The organism is Longimicrobiales bacterium, from assembly GCA_028823235.1.
Taxonomy (GTDB): Bacteria; Gemmatimonadota; Gemmatimonadetes; order Longimicrobiales; family Gaopeijiaceae; genus UBA2589.
The window spans coordinates 103,584-119,839 of record JAPKBW010000003.1; the positions used below are offsets into that span (position 1 = coordinate 103,584).

Genomic DNA, 16,256 nt, shown 5'->3' on the forward strand with positions numbered 1-16,256 from the left:
GGCCAAGTTCCATGCCGTTCGGTTTGCCAAGGTCGCGACCTGCGGGCCATGCGCGCATGGTATCTCGTGGCGGAGCCCATGACACCAGTGAGAGCTTCGAGGAGACCCGAGCAGACTTCCCTGCCTGAGTCGTTGCCGGCCAAAAGACCGAGCTCCGTTGAGGTCGAGGAAGCTCAACGGGAAAGATCGGACCGTCTCTATCAGTCATTTCAGCCTAAACGGCTGAAATTGATAACCACCCAAGCGTTATCAACTGAGCCTGCCACCAGACCCTGACCGCGGGACATCGCGAGCGGGCGGAGCTACTGAGGCCTAACGAATCCCGAGTGTATCCGGCCGCACCTCGGCCCTCTCCCGATCTCGGCGCGCCCGAATGGCAGCCGATCGCTCCTTCCAGGTCTGCTCGATGATGTACTGCTGACTCTGCCGCTGAATCTCATCGAACTCCCAGAGTCGGTAGTTCGTCACGTCCCGCTTACCGACCGGGGTCCCGAAATTGATCGGAATGGGCACTACGATGTCCCCCAGGTAGATACGTCCGTCCGCGACGCCCCACCGCCCACCGTTGCTGTCTCGGAATGTCCAGTCGGTGAGACGATCTTCAGCAGCCCGAGCGATCGACACCGAGTCGTACCACTCCACGATCCGCTGGGACAGCAGCAGCTCCTCTCGCTCTTCTGTGCTCAACGCGTAGAACTCAGGTGGGGGCTCCGCCCAGATACGGGCGTCCACAAGGTTCGGGCGGAGGCGCTCTGCTGCAGTCGGCCCCGGCGGTACGAGTTCCGCGGTCGTGGGACTAGGGATGAAGGGAGGCCGTGTTTCCGCTTCAGGTGCGATCACCGCCTCGATGTCTTCGGGGTCTTCGGGGCGTTCAGGATCGTCTTCGTCGATGTCGATCAGCTGAATCAACTGAACTGCATCTTCTGGGTCGTCATTTAAATCCACGTTAAAATCCGCCGCATCGGGCCGGATCACCTGCATCACCGAGGTATAGAGAAGAATCGCCACGACATGAGCTGCGATCGAGATGGTGAACGCAGAAACCCGGGTACGCGACGAACCGAGGCCCCGGCTGTTTCGCCAGGTCAGGTCCCCGTTGTCCTCTCTCCCGGGCCGTGATTGCATGTCAGTTGCTAAACCGGCCCTACGGGCCAGTTCCTCACCCTTGTGTGCTCACGCGCCCGAGGCGAGCCGCCGCCTCAGCAAGCCGATCTTCATCCACGATCAGCGCGACCCGGAAGAAACCCTCACCGCCCGCCCCGAGCGCACCACCGGGCAGCACGATGACACCTTCCGTTTCGAGCGCTCGGGTAGCGAAGTCCTCAGACGCCTCGGAGGTTGGGACGGGAATCCACAGGTACATGGTTGCATCTGGGGTCGAAACATCAAACCCAGCTTCCCGAAAAGCCTCAACCGCACGGTTTCGGCGTGATTCGAAGGTCGCGATGTTCCCGGGAGCCCATGCCTCCCAGCTCTCAAGCGCAGCCACTCCTGCCGCTTGGATACCAAGGTACTGACCGGTATCCATAAAGCTTTTGACTCGAGACAGTGCGGCGATCACCTCCGCGCTCCCCGCGGCCCAACCCAGCCGCCATCCGGTCATGTTGTACGTCTTGGACAGCGAGTGGAATTCGATCGAAACCTCACGAGCCCCGTCAAATTCGAGAATGCTTCGGGCCTGGTACCCCTCGAAGCCGAACTCCGAGTAAGCATTGTCGTACGCTAGGACCAGATCGTGCTCGTGACAGAAGGCGATCGCCCGCTCCAAGTATTCGTCCGGAGCCGTCGCGGTTGTCGGATTGTTTGGGTAGTTCAGATACAGGATGCGAGCACTGGCCGCCACGTCCGACGGGATCTCGTCGAGCGGAATGAGGAAGTCATTCTCAGGACGAAGCGGAACGAGATGCGGTTCCCCGCCCGCCAGCAGCACCGGGCCAAGATAGGCCTGGTAACCTGGATCAGGAATGATCGCCGAGTCGCCGGGTCCGACGTACGCGAAGGGTAGATGGGCCAGTCCGTCCTTGGAGCCAATCAGCGGAAGGACCTCTGCTGCCTGGTCCAGTTCGACATTAAATCGCTTGGACATGAAGTCAGTCACCGCGTTGCGGAACGACGGCAGGCCGGCCTGGAAAGCATAACGAGAGTAGGCTTTATCATTCGCGACTTCACGCAATTTATCAACAACAGCAGGCGGTGGATCCAACGGCGCATCACCCGCGCCAAGGTCGATGATATCAACGCCGTCGGCTTCGAGCCTTCGGCGTATCGCCTTCATTTCCGCGAGCGGATACGGCGGCAATGAGCCGTAGCGCTCGTTCGGCCTTGGCATCAGCTGGCTGCGACTACGGGATTGGAAACTGCTCCGACGCCGGTCACAGTCACAGTGACCTCATCCCCGTGCGACAGTGGCTGTACCCCGTCCGGGGTCCCGGTCAGAATGAGGTCCCCGGCCTCCAGCGTCATAATATCGCTGACGTACTCGATAATGGCCGGAATATCGAAAACCATGTCGCTGGCCTCCCCGTCCTGCAGGAGCTCACCGTTTACATGCGTCGTCACTCCGAGCGTTTCAAGGTCGACCTCGGCCAGAGGGACTGGAGTACCCACGGGGCAGAATGTGTCGAACCCCTTTGCGCGGGCCCATTGGTCATCCGAGTTCTGATAGTGACGAGAAGTGACGTCGTTCACCGGGACCAGGGATTCGACGTAGTCCCAAGCCTCAGCAGCCGAAACTCCGCGTGCCCGCTTGCCAATCACTACCCCGATTTCACCTTCGAAATCCACACGGCCTGACCCCACCGGCATCACGATCATGTCACCCTCCTGGATCATCGACGACGGGGGCTTGAAGAAAATCAAAGGCTCCGACGGGACGTCGTTCCCAAGTTCCGCGGCATGCTTAGCGTAGTTACGGCCCACACAGACGATCTTGGACGGACAAAGAGATGCCATCGGACGCTCCAGCGACGAAAGTCGCAGTCAAGAGTGTTGGACAAGAGAAGAGAGGTCACCCGACGCTTTTCGGACGACCCCTCGATGTACTCAATCTAGATCGCTCAGGCTACGCTACCTCAGCTCTCGGTGCTCTGGGTGTGAATCCAGGTCCCCACGATTGCACCGGTCGCAGCTATAGCGAGCAGGCATGCGATGACGGTCCACCATAAGCCGATGTCATTGTATCCAGTGTCCCACCCAGTGTTGGCTTGGGTGAGTGCTCCGAACGCGATGCCGTAGTAGATCACGCCAATGCCGATACCGATGGCTCGCTTCATCGTTGTTTCCACGGTGGTGCGGTGACCGGAGAGCTTGGGCGCGCTCCGTACTCAAGAATCTAGATATGTGAACCGGCCACTCCAAGGGGCTCACGGCGCTTCGTAGAACGATCGAAGCTGTCTCTCCACATCGGTCCATGCCCCTTTCACCAGAGGTGCAGGTGGGAGCGACTCACGCAGATACCGTCCGTACCGCTTGGTCATGAGGCGGTCATCGAGCACCACAACCGCCCCACGGTCCGTGCGGGCGCGGATCAAGCGCCCAAATCCCTGCTTCAATCGCAATGCTGCGTGCGGCAGCATGAAGTTCTGGAACGGGTCGATCCCTTGGGCCTCCAGCGCCTCCATTCGGGCTGCCGTGATGGGCTCGGTGGGCACACGAAACGGAAGCTTCTGAATAAGAAGTCCCCGAAGCGGGTCGCCAGGCACATCCACCCCCTCCCAAAACGATGAGGTTCCGAGCAGAATGCCATCGCCTGCCGTCACGAAGCGATCGAGCAAGCGATGCCGATCCTCTTCTCCCTGAACGAAGAGTGGCCACCTCGCATCCAGTCCGAGATCTCTTAGTCCACGTGCCACGCGTCGAAGAGCTCCATGCGAGGTGAAGAGCGCGAACAGCCCTCCATCTGTGATCTCGGCAAAGCTTGCGAGGACACCCGTGGTGGCCCCGTCAAATGCGAAATCTCCAGACTGAATCGTCGGAAGATCGGTCGCGATAGCCAGGAGAGCCTGAGTCTCGAAGTCGAACGGGGACTTCACGATATGTTCCGTGACCTCCACTCGATTATCTTCCAGTTCAAGCTCAGCCGGCAAGATCCCCAATCGTCCACGGAGAAAGTCGAATCGTTCACCGGTGGTGAGTGTGGCAGAGGTCACCACAGTCGTCTCGGCCTGCATGAACAGCGATTCGCGGAGTAGCCCGCCCAGCTCGATCGGAGCCGCCGCCATCACCAAATTCGACTTCCGTCCCTTCCCCCTCGACTCGAGCCATCGGACGAATGACGATGCCTCTTCGCCGGGAGCGAGAACGAGCCGGAGGCCATGCACCGCCGATGCCAGCCGTCGCTCGATCGAACGAAGATCAAGAATCCGCGCCTCCAGCCGCTCTGCGAGACCTTCTTCCAACTCGAGCCGGGCCCGCAACTCGGCCAGCTCTCTCTCGAGGACTCCGAGACTGCTGATCGTTCCCCTGAGGCGCTCTCCAACGGCCTCATCTTCAGCCGGCTCGCCACCGTCCGCCACACCAAGGCGAATCGCCCCCTCACCTGCCGGAGCAAACGGCTCCAGGCGCTCGATGAGGCCCTCGACCTCGGCTCGAGCACGGGACAGGGCCGGGCGTACCTGGTTCTCCACGCGTTCCCGGATTTCCGAGCCGCCCTCGATCGCCGAGACCGCTTCATGAATGGCCGTGAGGATTCCACGCCCCCGACGGTCCAGGCGCGACATCGCTCGGTAAAGCCCACGTCGGGACACCTGAACGCCTAGATGAGACGTAGCCGCGTCCTCGACGTTGTGCCCCTCGTCCAGGATCACGTGCTGATAGGCCGGCAGCACGGCCGACTGTGAGTAGTTTTGAGTAGCCCTTCGGACAGCAAGATCGGTGAAAAGGAGGTGATGATTCACCACGAGCAGTTCGGCTGCTGCTGCTTTCCGACGGGATTTTTGGTAGAAGCAGTCCTGGAAGTGCGGACAACGAGAGCGGAGGCAGATGTCGGGATCGCTCCGTACCTCCTCCCAGGTTTCGTCGGCCGGAGAAAAAGTTAGATCTGACAGCGAGCCATCTTCGGTCGTCCCCATCCACTCCAAAAGGCCTTGGATCTCGTTCGATCGATCTTCCTCGAACAGCGAGCCTTGACTCTCGGATGCGAGCAATGCCCTCCGAATCGAGACGTAGTTCCCCCGCCCCTTCACGAGAGCCCAAGACACATCCCCGACCAGAGACTGAACCAGAGGAAGATCTTTCTCAGCCAGCTGCTCTTGGAGATTGATGGTATTTGTCGAAATGACGGTACGTTCGCCGTTATCCTGGGCCCATCTCGCAGCGGGAATCAGGTAAGCGAGTGACTTTCCGGTGCCAGTCCCGGCCTCGACGATCGAAATTCCACCCTCGTTGAAGCGCTCGGTTATGACGTTGAGCATATCCCTTTGACCGGGCCGATCCTCGTAGCCCAGGTACCGCTGGGATAGGGCCCCACCAGGCGCCAGAACTGCGTCGAGCTCATCGTGAGCGAGGAGAATCCGCTTACGGGCCTTGGGGGGCTCGACGACCACATACATGCGTTCACCGGTGTTGTCGATGATCGCTGTTCCGAGGCCCTGCTCGTAGAGGTTGCCCGCTACGTGCATGTCTGCGTCCGAGGGCTCCAGCACGCCACTGGGATGGTTGTGCAGCATGACACCACCCTCGGGGGCGTCTCGAGCTGCGACGAGCACTGCTGCAAAGTTTCCGCGCGAGACTGCACGTGGGTCGTGAACGACTCGCTCAGCGTCGACCGTGGCAAGAAAGCAGACCTCACGTCCCCCGGCTCGCTCGATTTCCGCCCGGAGTCGGGCCGAGGTAGCTTCGGGCAGCGTCAACACCCGCGCTGGCAGGCGTGTGCCCTTCTCCTCCTCTTCGAGCTGGTCCTCGTCCGGATCCAGGCCGTCCAGTCCCGCTAGTGCTTCCGGGGGAAGAGTAAGCGGGAATCCCTCCGGAATGTTCGAACTCAAGTCTTGAGCTTCTTCTTCTTGGCGGCGGGAAAGAGGACGTTGTTCAAGATCAGGCGATAACCCGGCGAATTCGGGTGTAGGGCGAGGTCCGTCTGCGGGTCACCGATCTGATGTTCCGGGTCCTCTGGGTCATGGCCACCGTAGTAGGTCCAAGTACCCTCCCCCAGGTTTCCATGGATGTACTTCGCCCAACCTGACTCCTGCCCTAGAACGATCGTCCCCGATTTGAGGCGGTCTTCCCGGAAGGAAGTGGTAAGCCCGTAGAAGTCGGGCAACACCGATTCATGGTTCTGAGTAAGCATGGCGGGTACCGGGTCGAACTTGGCCGAAAAGTCGAAGAGAGAGTACACCCCGAGTTCCTTCCGCCAAGGGGTGTTGACCTGATGAGCGTCGATGTCGGAAAAGGAGTTCACGGAAGGCGCGATCTGCACCTGAGCGTCCGTGAACGCCATCGCGAGGTCCCAGTCGAGCGCCGCCGAGGCGTTGGGGTCGGGTGGCGTGCCATCCGAGTATGCGGCCGCGATATCCACGTCGAGCGCCGCGAGGGCCAATTCGAGAGTCTCGGTCGCGGAACACATCGCGAAAAGGAAACCTCCGTCTTCGACATACTGCCGGATGATAGCAGCAACGTTTTTCTTCAGTTCGGGCACATCAGCGAAACCGCTCCGACGGGCGACCTCCTGATTTCGCGCCACTTCGTCCTGCAGCCACGGCGCGCCCGAGTAAGTCAGGAAGAACTTCGAGTACTGGCCCGTGAAGTCTTCGTGGTGCAAGTGAATCCACTCGTAGTCAGCGAAACTGCCATCGAGCACATCGGGGTCCCAGATGGTCTCGTATTCGATGCCCGCGTATTCGAGGACCATCGTGACAGCGTCGTCCCAGGGTGTCGAATTTGGCGGTGTGTAGATGGCCACCTTCGGTGCTCGCTCCAGCGGTACCGCCTCCATGTTGGAGCCGGCCACCGTCGCCCGCATGCGGGCCTCGGCAATCGCACCCATCGGCTCGACGGTAACCCCACGGAACGCTGCTTCTCGTCGTACCCGTGGCTGGTCGGGCAGAAGAAACGACCCGCCCCGGTAGTTCAGGAGCCACTCGGAACGCTCTTCCTGCTCCAGCGTCCAGTAGGTCAGTCCGTATGCCTTCAAATGGTTCTCCTGCGCCCGATCCATTGGAACCAGAAGCCACTGAGCATCGACAGTATTCGCCCCGATGGTGAGCGCGAAGCCGACCATGGTCGCCATGAACCAGGTCCTCTGATAGAAACGCATTACCGCAAACCTCGCAGCCGCTCGAGTTCAACCCGTGCATCCGGAACAACCGCCGCATTGGGTCGTTGTGAAATCAAGTCCTCCAGGAGCCGGATCGCCTCATCTCTGCCCCGCGGAGTGCGGGCGTGAAAGCGCGCCAGGGCCAGCGACGCCTCCGCAACCTCCGGAGCCTCAGGATGACTTTGTACGAGCGTGTTCCGGATCTGAGCCGCGATGGCCGCCTCACCCCCGTCTGCCGCAATCCTCGCGGCCGCAGCAAGCATGGGAGGTTGCTCCTTTGCCTCGAGATCAGGCACGATTGCTGCAAGATCGGAAGCGGCAGGGCCAGGATTTCCTTGATGCGCCGCGACACCCGCTGCTGCGAGCGCCTCCGCACCTTTCGGGGACACTCTGCCCAGCAGGCCTGCGAACTGGATGACGGGAGTGGCCTCCGCCGGTGGCAGACCGGTCAAGGCCAGTAACAGCGCAGAACGTCCATTTTCGACATCACCTGCCGCCAGTAGGAGATACCCGCGTTCAAGGGAACTCTTCGGGCCATCGATTCCCTCCAGCACGGCGGCAGCCCCGGCGGGATCGCCCCGCGTCTGAAGTGCAGCAGCCACCGTCGCTGCCAGATCATCCAGCTCCGGGGCGTTCGGGAAGCTCTCGCGGAAGTCCACCAGCATGACCTGAAGTACCTCAGGCTCAGACTGCGTGCCCTCCAGACGTATGACCTGCGCGGTCGCACGCCGCCGATCTACAGACCCGGGGGAGAAAGACTCCGCAACACGACGCTGCGCTTCCAAGGCGGTCGCAGTATCACCCGCTGCGAGCGACACGTCGATAACCCGTTGATCGAACTGGCGACGCTCGGCCGGGGTGGCCGCACCTTCGCCGAGCTCGTCGTAGGCCCAGGCCGCGACTTCGACGAGGTCGATGTCCCGCGCACGGCGAGCGACATCGGTCAAGAATGTGCTTTCCGCCCGTCCATCGAGTTCCTCAGCAACTTTGCGCGACAGCCTCATGGCTTCCGCTTCGTGGCCAAGGTCGATCGCGATTCTTGCGGCCGCTCGTCTCCGTCCCACTTCAGGGGCCGCAGCGAGGACCTCGATAAGCCTCAGGCCGGCTTCATCTACGCCACTCGTGAGTCCCTGCACGCGACGGGTAACCGTCGCGACCTGGGCGGCGTCACTTCCAACTGCCCGGGCCCACTCATCAGCGGCACCTTCCACATCTCCGGCCGCCGCCAACAAATCGCCGATCTCCAGAGAGAGCGCATCCTCGTCTCCCAGGGTCGAGCGTCCGTCATACAGCAGCTCAAGGGCGGCATCACCGTTGAAGGCACGCTCGTAAACCTTGGCGACCTCTCGGTACGGCACCTCACTGTCCGGATCAGCTCGGAGCCAATCTGAGGCCTCAGACTCGAGCGCGTCGAGAGAGTCCGCCTCTGCGAGGATCCGAAGCTTCAGGGCTCGGACACCGGAGGACTGAGGCTGCTCGTCGAGAAACGCGTCCACGACAGGAATAATCGTCAGGATCTCGCCTTTCGACCGAAGCACGCGCTCCAGTGCGAAAAGACCGCCTGAGGAGGACGGGTCCTCCTGAAGAAGCTGGAGGAGCACCTCCTCGGCGCCATCAAAGTCGCCACCCGACTCACGCGCAGCGGATTCGCGCAACAGCTGTGCTTCCGAGCTCCGTCTCCGACCCTGAGCGAAGGCGTCGTCAGGTGAGCTGGCGGAGGAAGCCACAGCAAGCATGGCCCACGTGAAAACGAGTACGGCCCGGCGCCACAACGTACTCTGTCGCTTGAAATCATACGATTCGGAGTCCGAGCTGAAAATCATCAAGACCCACCACCGCCGGTTCGGCGCCGGTTCAGGCGGTCGAAGTACTCAAGAACGAGCTGACGAACGGCCGGGCTCAGACGCTGCAACTGGTCTCCGTCGGGCACCTCGTAGGGCATCACACCCATCTGCTCAGCGGTAAGTGAGGTGACGTCTCCTCGCTCGAAGTCCCCAGGTTCCTCCGACTCACGTTCTTCGGAGAACTCTTCCCGTTCCAGCGACCGTCCCGCATCGAGTAACCGATGGAACAACCTTTCCTGACGCTGAATCATCTCCGGTGTCAGTCGTCCCTGAGCCATCTGCTGTGCGAGTTCCTGCGCTTCCTCTGCGAGTTGCTGCAGGTCACCCAGAGACTCTTCCGACCCAGGCTCGTCGGCCAGATCTCCCAAATCGCTGGCAACGGACTGCTGTCCCTCCTGCATTTCTTGAAGCTGCTGAGACATCGCCTGCTCACCCAGCTGCATGGGCATCAGCTGCGTGCTCTGGTTCGTCAGATCTCCCTGCTGCTGAGCGAGTTCCTCCAGCTGCTCCGCAACATCCTCACCACCTTGCCCTTCGCCCTGCTGTCCCAACTGCTCAGCCCCGGCGATGGCCATGAGTGCGAGACCATTCAGGTCCCCAATCGCCTGCTCCGCCTGCGCCGAGGGCGACGTCGTGCCGCGGCGGCTCTCCATCGCTTCGACCGTGCCCTGCAGGGACTCCATGGTGAGCCCCATCTGAGCGGACAGCTCCCGGTTCGCACCCATGGCACCACTGGTCGCTACTTGAAGATTTTCAGCGATGTTCTGCACGCCCTGCAGCAGCGAGGCTTCCGCGGCTCGCATGTTAACGAGTTGCTCCTGACTCGCGCCACGCATGCGCTCGCGTAGTTGCGCCTGCCGGCGCGCGAGTGACAACGCGTCGTCGGCTGTCCGCAGCAACGCGGCCTGCTGTTCCTCCATCTGTTGCTGGGCCATCTCCTGCATGGCCTCCTGCATCTGCTGGGCGGCCTCTTCCATCTTGTTCGCGGCCTCCTGCGCCTGCTCACCGGCCTCCTGGCTTTCGCCTCGTTCCACCTGTTCCTGGGCCTGCTGCATTTCCTGACGCGCCTCTGATGCCTTCTGCTGCGCCTCCTGTACACTTTCGGAGGCCTCCGCCTCGCCCATATCGGAGAGACGTTCCTGCAGGTTCTCCATGCTCTCCTCGAGTTGCTTCGCCTCGTCGGCGAGATCCTGCTGTTGCTGGGCGCGCAGCTTAGGATCGTCTTCCTCCTTCATCGCGTCGGCGAGGGCCTGCTCCTGCCTGGCCAACTCCTCTGCTTCGCTCGTGGTAGCACGGAAGTCTTGTTCGAGGGCCGCCTCCTTGAAGCGCTCGAGTGCCTCCTCGAGACGTTCCCGGAACTCTTCCTGCTGTTCGGCCATCTCCTCGAGTGACTGATTCGCCTGGTCGAGGTTGTCCTGCTCGAGTGCCTCACCTAGCTCGTCCATCCGCTGCTGCAACTCTTCGCCAGTCATCTGGCTCAGGAGTTCCTGCAGCTCCTCAAGTTGGCTCCGTAACTCAGGGTCGGCTTGGCCCGCTTCTTCCATCATGCGCTCGAGCGCTTCCATCTCTGACTGCATGGAGTCGACCTGCGCGGACATCTGTTGCTGCTCTTCGAGAGCCGCCTGCAACTTCTCGCGCTCCTCGAAGTCGGCCGCGGCCTCTTCGGATCCCTCTACGTCGGTTCGCTCGCTCTGCGCTTCGAGCGCTTGGTCCCGGTTCTCTTCCGCCTGACGCTCAGCTTCCGCGGCAAGTTCTTCGAGTCGGTCAGCAACATCCTCGAGTGCGTCCTCGGCCTCACGTTGCAGTTCAGCGGCCTCCGGCATGCGAAGTACATATTCGGGCGAGACGCTGACCTGCGCCGCCGGGCTGTTGTCCGTGGCCCGTGCGAAGTAGCGAACTGTATCTCCCGGCAGGAGTCCCCAACGTGTGAGGTCCAGAAGAGGGCGAGCGAGGATCGCTCGCTGCCCGCCAATCTGGAAGCCCTGCTCCACTGGCTCCATGCGCTCGCCGAATGAGGTCACGCGATACGCCACGAGATCCACGCGCCGCAGACCGTAGTCGTCTCCCGCCTCGATGATGAGTGGCTGGCGCAGATTAAGCGGCATGATGGTATCCCGACCAGGCATCGGAATCCCGATGGCCGGTGGTACATCTGGCACTACGGTTACCTCGAGCGGCTCCGGCTGTATTTCTGCTGGACCTCCCATCTCGTCGCGAAAATCCCATTCGAGAACACCGTTCGCGCGAGGTGTCCATCGTGCAGTAAAAGCCGCGTCGTCGATGCTGAAGTCGAGCCTGCGGACTCCGGCCGAATCGAGAAGTGCCACTGAAGAGAGTGGTCGACTGGTCGTGCCCTCGAAGAGGAGCGTCGAGCCAGCCGGCAACCGAAGCGGAGGCGGATCCCCCCGGTACTCGTCAGCGGGCAGACCAGTATGAGGTGGATACGTCACGCTCAGGACGAGGTCACTTACAAACAGTGGGTCGACCGGATCGATCCGGTATGTCTCGGAAGCGTTTCCTTCCTCGTCCTCGACTCGATAGTCGATCGCGGCAGAGACTGTGCGGAAGACATGAGACGCTCGTCCACCCTCGACTGTCAGGGTCACGCTTCGCGCTATATCACCGGCAGCCTGCCAGGCGACATCTACCCGGAGGCGACCGGCGGCAGAAATCTGAAGCTCAACGTCTGTCCCTCGCTGGACCTCGACGTCACCCGGAATGACAACCAGAGGCGGCAGGACCAGATTCTTCGCCATCGCGATCGGTGATGCGACTCCCGCGAGTGCGCGCGTCGTCCGCTCGGGGGCGGCCAGGCTCAGAACGATGAAGGCAAACGCGAGTGCTCCGGCGAACCCCCTCCCACGTCGCGACCACAGCTGTACCGATTCGCCCAATGTCCCGGCGAGATCGGGTTCTGGTCTTCCCTCCAGATCTCTCACGGTGCCCGAAACAGCTCGCATAGCCAAAGCTGCGGACATCCCGTCAGGGAGCTCTCGTCCGAGCTCGAGCGCCCCTCGCAGGACACCCCGCCGGATCCCGGCGGATCGCTCCATCGCAACTGAAAGCGGCACCTCGTCAAACCATCGTAAGGCGAGCCGTCGGAAGGCAAATCCTGCCGCGGCCAGTCCTGCGAGCGCGATGACATCGAGTACGACGGGGACGTTGCTACCCTGTCGCCATCCATCGCCGCCGGAGAGCGCCCACGCTACGATCAGCAAGACCGTCACACCGCCGGCACACCAGGCAACAGCACCGACACCAGCACTTCGGATCAGATATTCACGGACCGAGTTAACTCGGTCCTCAAGCTGGCTGCTGACCGGACTCACAGCACCGCCTGTCCAAGCACGTAAAGAAAGAGATTCACTCCCATGCGGAACGCCTGCTCGCGCGTCTCTGGTGGATCTTCGTGAACCGCCTCGTCCTCCCACCCGTCCCCGAGGTCGGACTCGTACGAGTAGAACACGAGCATTCGTCCTTCGAGGAAAATCCCGAAGGCCTGGGGCGGTGCGCCATCGTGTTCGTGGACCTTCGGGAGTCCCTCATCGAGGTCATAGAAGGTGTGGAATACAGGGTGGTCAGGAGGGATCTCAGTGAGTTCGGCGTCTGGAAAGATCTCCGCCATCTCGACTCGAAACGACTCGTCGAGGCCATAGTTGTCGTCGGCGTGGAGGAACCCTCCCGCGAGCAGATATTCACGGAGTGCTGTGCGTTCGGCGGGAGTGAACGTGACATTCCCGTGCCCAGTCATATAGAGATAGGGATAGTCGCGGAGCGATGGGTCGAGCGGGGTGATCTCCGCCTCCCGAAGAGCTACCGGAATCCCCGCCCTATCACGAACGGCAGCCAACAGGTTGGAAAGAGACGAGGGGTTCGCATACCAGTCGCCACCACCGTCGTACTGGAGCCGTGCAACCGTAATGGAATCGGTCGACTGCGGGCCCCCGGCCAAGCCGGGGCCCGTGGCCAAGAGAGCCACGATCAAAAACTTCATTCGTCGGTCGCTATCTCCACAGTCAGATTCTTGGCTTCCACCGAAGAATCTCGAGAATCGTGCACGATACGGTACGCCTCATTTCGCGCCAGGTCGAGGCGTCTCGCGACTTCTCGAGCAGCAGCCGAAGGCTTCATCCCCTCCCCCAGCAGTGATACGGCGAGTTCCTGCGCCGCCCGTTCGACATCCTCTTCGGAGCGTGAATAGACCTCTGGCCCGACGACGATCGTGACTTCCCCTTTCGGGGATCGCTGCCGGTAGTAGTTAGCGATTTCCTCAAGGGTTCCGCGACGGAACTCTTCGTGGAGCTTGGTCACCTCCCGCGCCACGCACACCTCCCGTTCCCCTCCACAGACGTATGCCAGGTCGTCGAGGGTTGCGACTAGCCTCTGAGGTGACTCGAACAGAATCGTGGACTCCTCCGCCGCGTGAACCCGCGAAATATCTGCGACCCTCGCCCTGCCCTTCCTGGCAATGAACCCTAGGAAGGTGAATCGCTCCGTTGGCAGCCCGGAAGCGACTAGCGCCGACAAGGAGGCACTCGCGCCCGGGATAGGAACCACCGTGTGCCCACGCTCTACCACCGCGGTCACCACTCGACTGCCCGGGTCGGACACGAGCGGTGTGCCGGCATCCGACACCAGCGCTAGGTCCTCTCCAGCGTCGAGCCAACCCAGAATACGGTCGATTCGCTCACGCTCGTTGTGGGCGTGAACCGACACGAGAGGTGCTGCTGCGTCTACGTGGTCAGCAAGCACCCGCGTACGGCGCGTATCCTCCGCAAGGATACGCGAGACGCCCCGGAGGGTCTCGGCCGCGCGGGCCGAGAGATCTCCAAGGTTACCGATCGGGGTACTGACGAGATAAAGTGTGGCCACCTGGAAAGATACGACGACGGGCCGAGCAGGAAATCCCCGACCGGCCCGCCGTGACGCCCCCCGGAGGAGGGACGAATTCAAGCGCCTAAAGGTGCTCGGTAACCTTGTCCTCGTAAGTCTTCCGCGGACCGGCGCCAACCACCTGGTCGATCAGCTCTCCGTCCTTGAAGAACAGCACTGCCGGAATCGAGCGGACGCCGAAGCGCACGGACGTCTGCGGGTTCATGTCGACATTCAACTTGCCGACCTTGAGCCCCTTCTCCTGATACTCATCTGCAAGTGCATCCACCGTGGGCGCGATCATGCGGCACGGCCCGCACCATTCGGCCCAGAAATCCACCATATACAGTCCCTCGCCGGTCTCAATTTCGTCGGCAAAGTTTTGATCCGTAATTTCGCTGATCGCTTCACTGGCCATTTGGGCTCTCCTTGTAGCGTTCCAGAGCGGACAGTACGATCGTGCCACCCGCACAGTTGACCCGCACGCTCTGCACAGGTCGTTCATGACGTATTCCACAGCGGCGGATCGACCACTGGACCACGTGGCGATCGCCGTTCACTCCATCGAAGACAGTTCCACCGTCTTTGAACTCATATCCGGGGAAACCTGTTCCCCAACCCAAACTCTGGAGTCGCAGGGTGTCCGCGTCGCCTTCATTGGAACCCTGGAACTCCTCGAACCACTCAGCCCGGAAACTACCGTAGGTCGCTTCCTTGAGCGACGGGGCCCGGGCCTTCACCACATAGCTTATCGGACCAACGACATTCACGCTGAATTATCACGCCTCGAAGCTGCCGGCACTCGTCTGGTCGACCGCACCCCCCGCATGGGAGCGAACGGTCACATGGTCGCATTTCTGCATCCAGAGAGTACCGGGGGCGTCCTCGTAGAACTGATTCAGTACAACGACTGACCGGGTCCAACTACCCTGATTTTCGACGACGCCGTATGAGGTCGAGATCTGAGGATCGGCGTCCAGACCCATCTGGATCTCTTGGGACTCGGCCACCAACATGAATTCTCGTCGACCCGTCGCCGGGTTTACCGCACAGGCCACTACGACCAAGGCGAGTGCTCCGAAGATTACCGCACGGACCTTCATGGGATTCGCCTCGCTGAGCTGTCATCATTGCTACTCTCAGAACCCCACCACTATATCAAAGTATCTCCGAAGGCTGAGGATCCTCGAGCGTGGAAAGGGATACCATATGCGTCTCCTCAACCCTCTGCGTCGGCACCACTGTGGCCTTTCGACATCGCTTCCGCCTGACTAGCCACTCCCGTGGTGTCCTCTTGGGCACGTTGCTGCTGGGTAGTACCGCGTGCGGCGGGGGTCCCCGTGACGATTCGATGGATCGCGAACTGTTCGTAGCGACCTATGTCGATCTGAGAATCACAGCTTCAGAGACGGACAGTCTTCGGCTGGGCGACTCAGAGCGTGAAGAGATACTCACTCGACACGGTGTCTCTGCGGCCGAGCTATCCTACTTCGCTGAGACACATGCCGAGGACCTGGAATTCATGCGCAACGTATGGAACGAAGTGGAGATCCGACTGGATCGCGAAGCTGAAGCGAACTGACTCCGATTCGGGCTCCGATTCGGACTCCGCTGTGGCTCAGGTCGGAAGATTCACCCCCAGCGCGAGCGCATCACGGCCCCAAACCGAATCACCAAACCGCACCATCCATCCTGAAGTAAGCACCACGTCGAGCCCGAGGTCGAACGAGCCGCCCACGTATCGACATTAGAGACGTCCAATGTCAGGTGCCCGCCGCTGGAGCGGCGCAGAAGACGACAAAAGCTGAGAGAGCTGCGACAATCGGATTGCGGCCCACTGGAGTCCCCCAATGGGTTTATGATATTCTCGAACACATCCATCTCATCCGAGGGGCAGCAAGTGTCGTTCCAACGCGTATTCAGTGGTGCCCGCTGGGAGAAAGAAGTCGGCTACTGCCGGGCCCTTCGGGCGGACGATCGGATCTTCGTGACGGGTACGGCACCGGTCGATTCGGACGGACAAGTAGCCTCCCCGGGTGACGCCTACGCGCAGACCGTGCGCTGCCTGGAGATCATGCGCGATGCACTCGAAGGCCTGGGTGCTGGCTTCGAGCACGTGACTCGCACTCGGATGTTCGTCACAGACATCGAGCGCTGGGAAGAATACGGGCGCGCCCACGGCGAGGTCTTCCGAGACCATCCCTGCACCACCACGATGGTCGAGGTCCGTCGACTCATCGATCCCGAAATGCTCATTGAAATCGAGGCGGACGCAGTCGTCGAGAAGTGAC

At 61.4% G+C, this 16,256-nt stretch carries 15 protein-coding genes; 2 read left to right on the forward strand and 13 right to left on the reverse strand.

Going from position 1 to position 16,256, the window contains the following annotated elements:
* Positions 1 to 312 precede the first annotated feature (312 nt).
* The 13 genes from OSA81_02340 to OSA81_02400 form a co-directional block, all read right to left on the reverse strand.
* Positions 313 to 1,125 carry a hypothetical protein gene (locus OSA81_02340; GenBank protein ID MDE0897832.1) on the reverse strand — a complete coding sequence of 271 codons (813 nt, stop codon included), beginning with the start codon at positions 1,123 to 1,125 and terminating at the stop codon, positions 313 to 315.
* Between the two features lie 34 nt (positions 1,126 to 1,159).
* Positions 1,160 to 2,329, reverse strand: coding sequence for an aminotransferase class I/II-fold pyridoxal phosphate-dependent enzyme (locus OSA81_02345; GenBank protein MDE0897833.1), 1,170 nt, complete (start codon positions 2,327 to 2,329; stop codon positions 1,160 to 1,162).
* The gene (locus tag OSA81_02350; protein MDE0897834.1) at positions 2,329 to 2,952 is read right to left on the reverse strand and encodes a fumarylacetoacetate hydrolase family protein; all 624 of its coding nucleotides are present in this window, start codon (positions 2,950 to 2,952) and stop codon (positions 2,329 to 2,331) included. Before OSA81_02350 ends, OSA81_02345 begins: the two co-directional genes overlap by 1 nt.
* Before the next feature lie 119 nt (positions 2,953 to 3,071).
* A complete protein-coding gene (locus tag OSA81_02355; protein MDE0897835.1) occupies positions 3,072 to 3,272 on the reverse strand; it encodes a hypothetical protein in 201 nt (66 codons plus the stop codon).
* 90 nt (positions 3,273 to 3,362) lie between these two features.
* A complete protein-coding gene (locus OSA81_02360; GenBank protein MDE0897836.1) occupies positions 3,363 to 5,981 on the reverse strand; it encodes a DEAD/DEAH box helicase in 2,619 nt (872 codons plus the stop codon).
* Positions 5,978 to 7,249, reverse strand: a complete 1,272-nt coding sequence (locus OSA81_02365) for a hypothetical protein (protein MDE0897837.1) — start codon at positions 7,247 to 7,249, stop codon at positions 5,978 to 5,980. The genes OSA81_02360 and OSA81_02365 overlap by 4 nt, the downstream gene beginning before the upstream one ends.
* Complete coding sequence (locus OSA81_02370) at positions 7,249 to 8,904, reverse strand: hypothetical protein (GenBank protein MDE0897838.1); 1,656 nt, start codon at positions 8,902 to 8,904, stop codon at positions 7,249 to 7,251. Before OSA81_02370 ends, OSA81_02365 begins: the two co-directional genes overlap by 1 nt.
* A 167-nt stretch (positions 8,905 to 9,071) precedes the next feature.
* A complete protein-coding gene (locus tag OSA81_02375; GenBank protein MDE0897839.1) occupies positions 9,072 to 12,422 on the reverse strand; it encodes a hypothetical protein in 3,351 nt (1,116 codons plus the stop codon).
* Positions 12,419 to 13,087: a DUF4159 domain-containing protein gene (locus OSA81_02380; protein MDE0897840.1), complete on the reverse strand. Its 669-nt coding sequence runs from the start codon at positions 13,085 to 13,087 to the stop codon at positions 12,419 to 12,421. Before OSA81_02380 ends, OSA81_02375 begins: the two co-directional genes overlap by 4 nt.
* Positions 13,084 to 13,965, reverse strand: a complete 882-nt coding sequence (rsmI, locus tag OSA81_02385; GenBank protein MDE0897841.1) for a 16S rRNA (cytidine(1402)-2'-O)-methyltransferase — start codon at positions 13,963 to 13,965, stop codon at positions 13,084 to 13,086. Before rsmI ends, OSA81_02380 begins: the two co-directional genes overlap by 4 nt.
* Positions 13,966 to 14,050: 85 nt before the next feature.
* Positions 14,051 to 14,383 carry a thioredoxin gene (trxA, locus tag OSA81_02390; protein ID MDE0897842.1) on the reverse strand — a complete coding sequence of 111 codons (333 nt, stop codon included), beginning with the start codon at positions 14,381 to 14,383 and terminating at the stop codon, positions 14,051 to 14,053.
* Positions 14,373 to 14,735, reverse strand: a complete 363-nt coding sequence (locus tag OSA81_02395) for a hypothetical protein (GenBank protein ID MDE0897843.1) — start codon at positions 14,733 to 14,735, stop codon at positions 14,373 to 14,375. The genes trxA and OSA81_02395 overlap by 11 nt, the downstream gene beginning before the upstream one ends.
* Before the next feature lie 9 nt (positions 14,736 to 14,744).
* The gene (locus OSA81_02400) at positions 14,745 to 15,068 is read right to left on the reverse strand and encodes a hypothetical protein (protein ID MDE0897844.1); all 324 of its coding nucleotides are present in this window, start codon (positions 15,066 to 15,068) and stop codon (positions 14,745 to 14,747) included.
* 248 nt (positions 15,069 to 15,316) lie between these two features.
* Here OSA81_02400 and OSA81_02405 point away from each other — a divergent pair, with 248 nt between their 5' ends.
* Both OSA81_02405 and OSA81_02410 read left to right on the forward strand, forming a co-directional pair.
* Positions 15,317 to 15,547 (forward strand): hypothetical protein, encoded by a 231-nt coding sequence (locus OSA81_02405; GenBank protein ID MDE0897845.1) that lies wholly within the window; start codon positions 15,317 to 15,319, stop codon positions 15,545 to 15,547.
* 318 nt (positions 15,548 to 15,865) lie between these two features.
* Positions 15,866 to 16,255 (forward strand): RidA family protein, encoded by a 390-nt coding sequence (locus OSA81_02410; GenBank protein MDE0897846.1) that lies wholly within the window; start codon positions 15,866 to 15,868, stop codon positions 16,253 to 16,255.
* Position 16,256 lies beyond the last annotated feature (1 nt).

What these genes read in the sequence shown, in the direction of transcription:
- OSA81_02340 (MDE0897832.1), bottom strand. Translation starts at nt 1,125, where the DNA reads ATGCAATCACGGCCCGGGAGAGAGGACAACGGGGACCTGACCTGGCGA.
- OSA81_02345 (MDE0897833.1), bottom strand. Translation starts at nt 2,329, where the DNA reads ATGCCAAGGCCGAACGAGCGCTACGGCTCATTGCCGCCGTATCCGCTC.
- OSA81_02350 (MDE0897834.1), bottom strand. Translation starts at nt 2,952, where the DNA reads ATGGCATCTCTTTGTCCGTCCAAGATCGTCTGTGTGGGCCGTAACTAC.
- OSA81_02355 (MDE0897835.1), bottom strand. Translation starts at nt 3,272, where the DNA reads ATGAAGCGAGCCATCGGTATCGGCATTGGCGTGATCTACTACGGCATC.
- OSA81_02365 (MDE0897837.1), bottom strand. Translation starts at nt 7,249, where the DNA reads ATGCGTTTCTATCAGAGGACCTGGTTCATGGCGACCATGGTCGGCTTC.
- OSA81_02380 (MDE0897840.1), bottom strand. Translation starts at nt 13,087, where the DNA reads ATGAAGTTTTTGATCGTGGCTCTCTTGGCCACGGGCCCCGGCTTGGCC.
- trxA (MDE0897842.1), bottom strand. Translation starts at nt 14,383, where the DNA reads ATGGCCAGTGAAGCGATCAGCGAAATTACGGATCAAAACTTTGCCGAC.
- OSA81_02400 (MDE0897844.1), bottom strand. Translation starts at nt 15,068, where the DNA reads ATGAAGGTCCGTGCGGTAATCTTCGGAGCACTCGCCTTGGTCGTAGTG.
- OSA81_02405 (MDE0897845.1), top strand. Translation starts at nt 15,317, where the DNA reads ATGGATCGCGAACTGTTCGTAGCGACCTATGTCGATCTGAGAATCACA.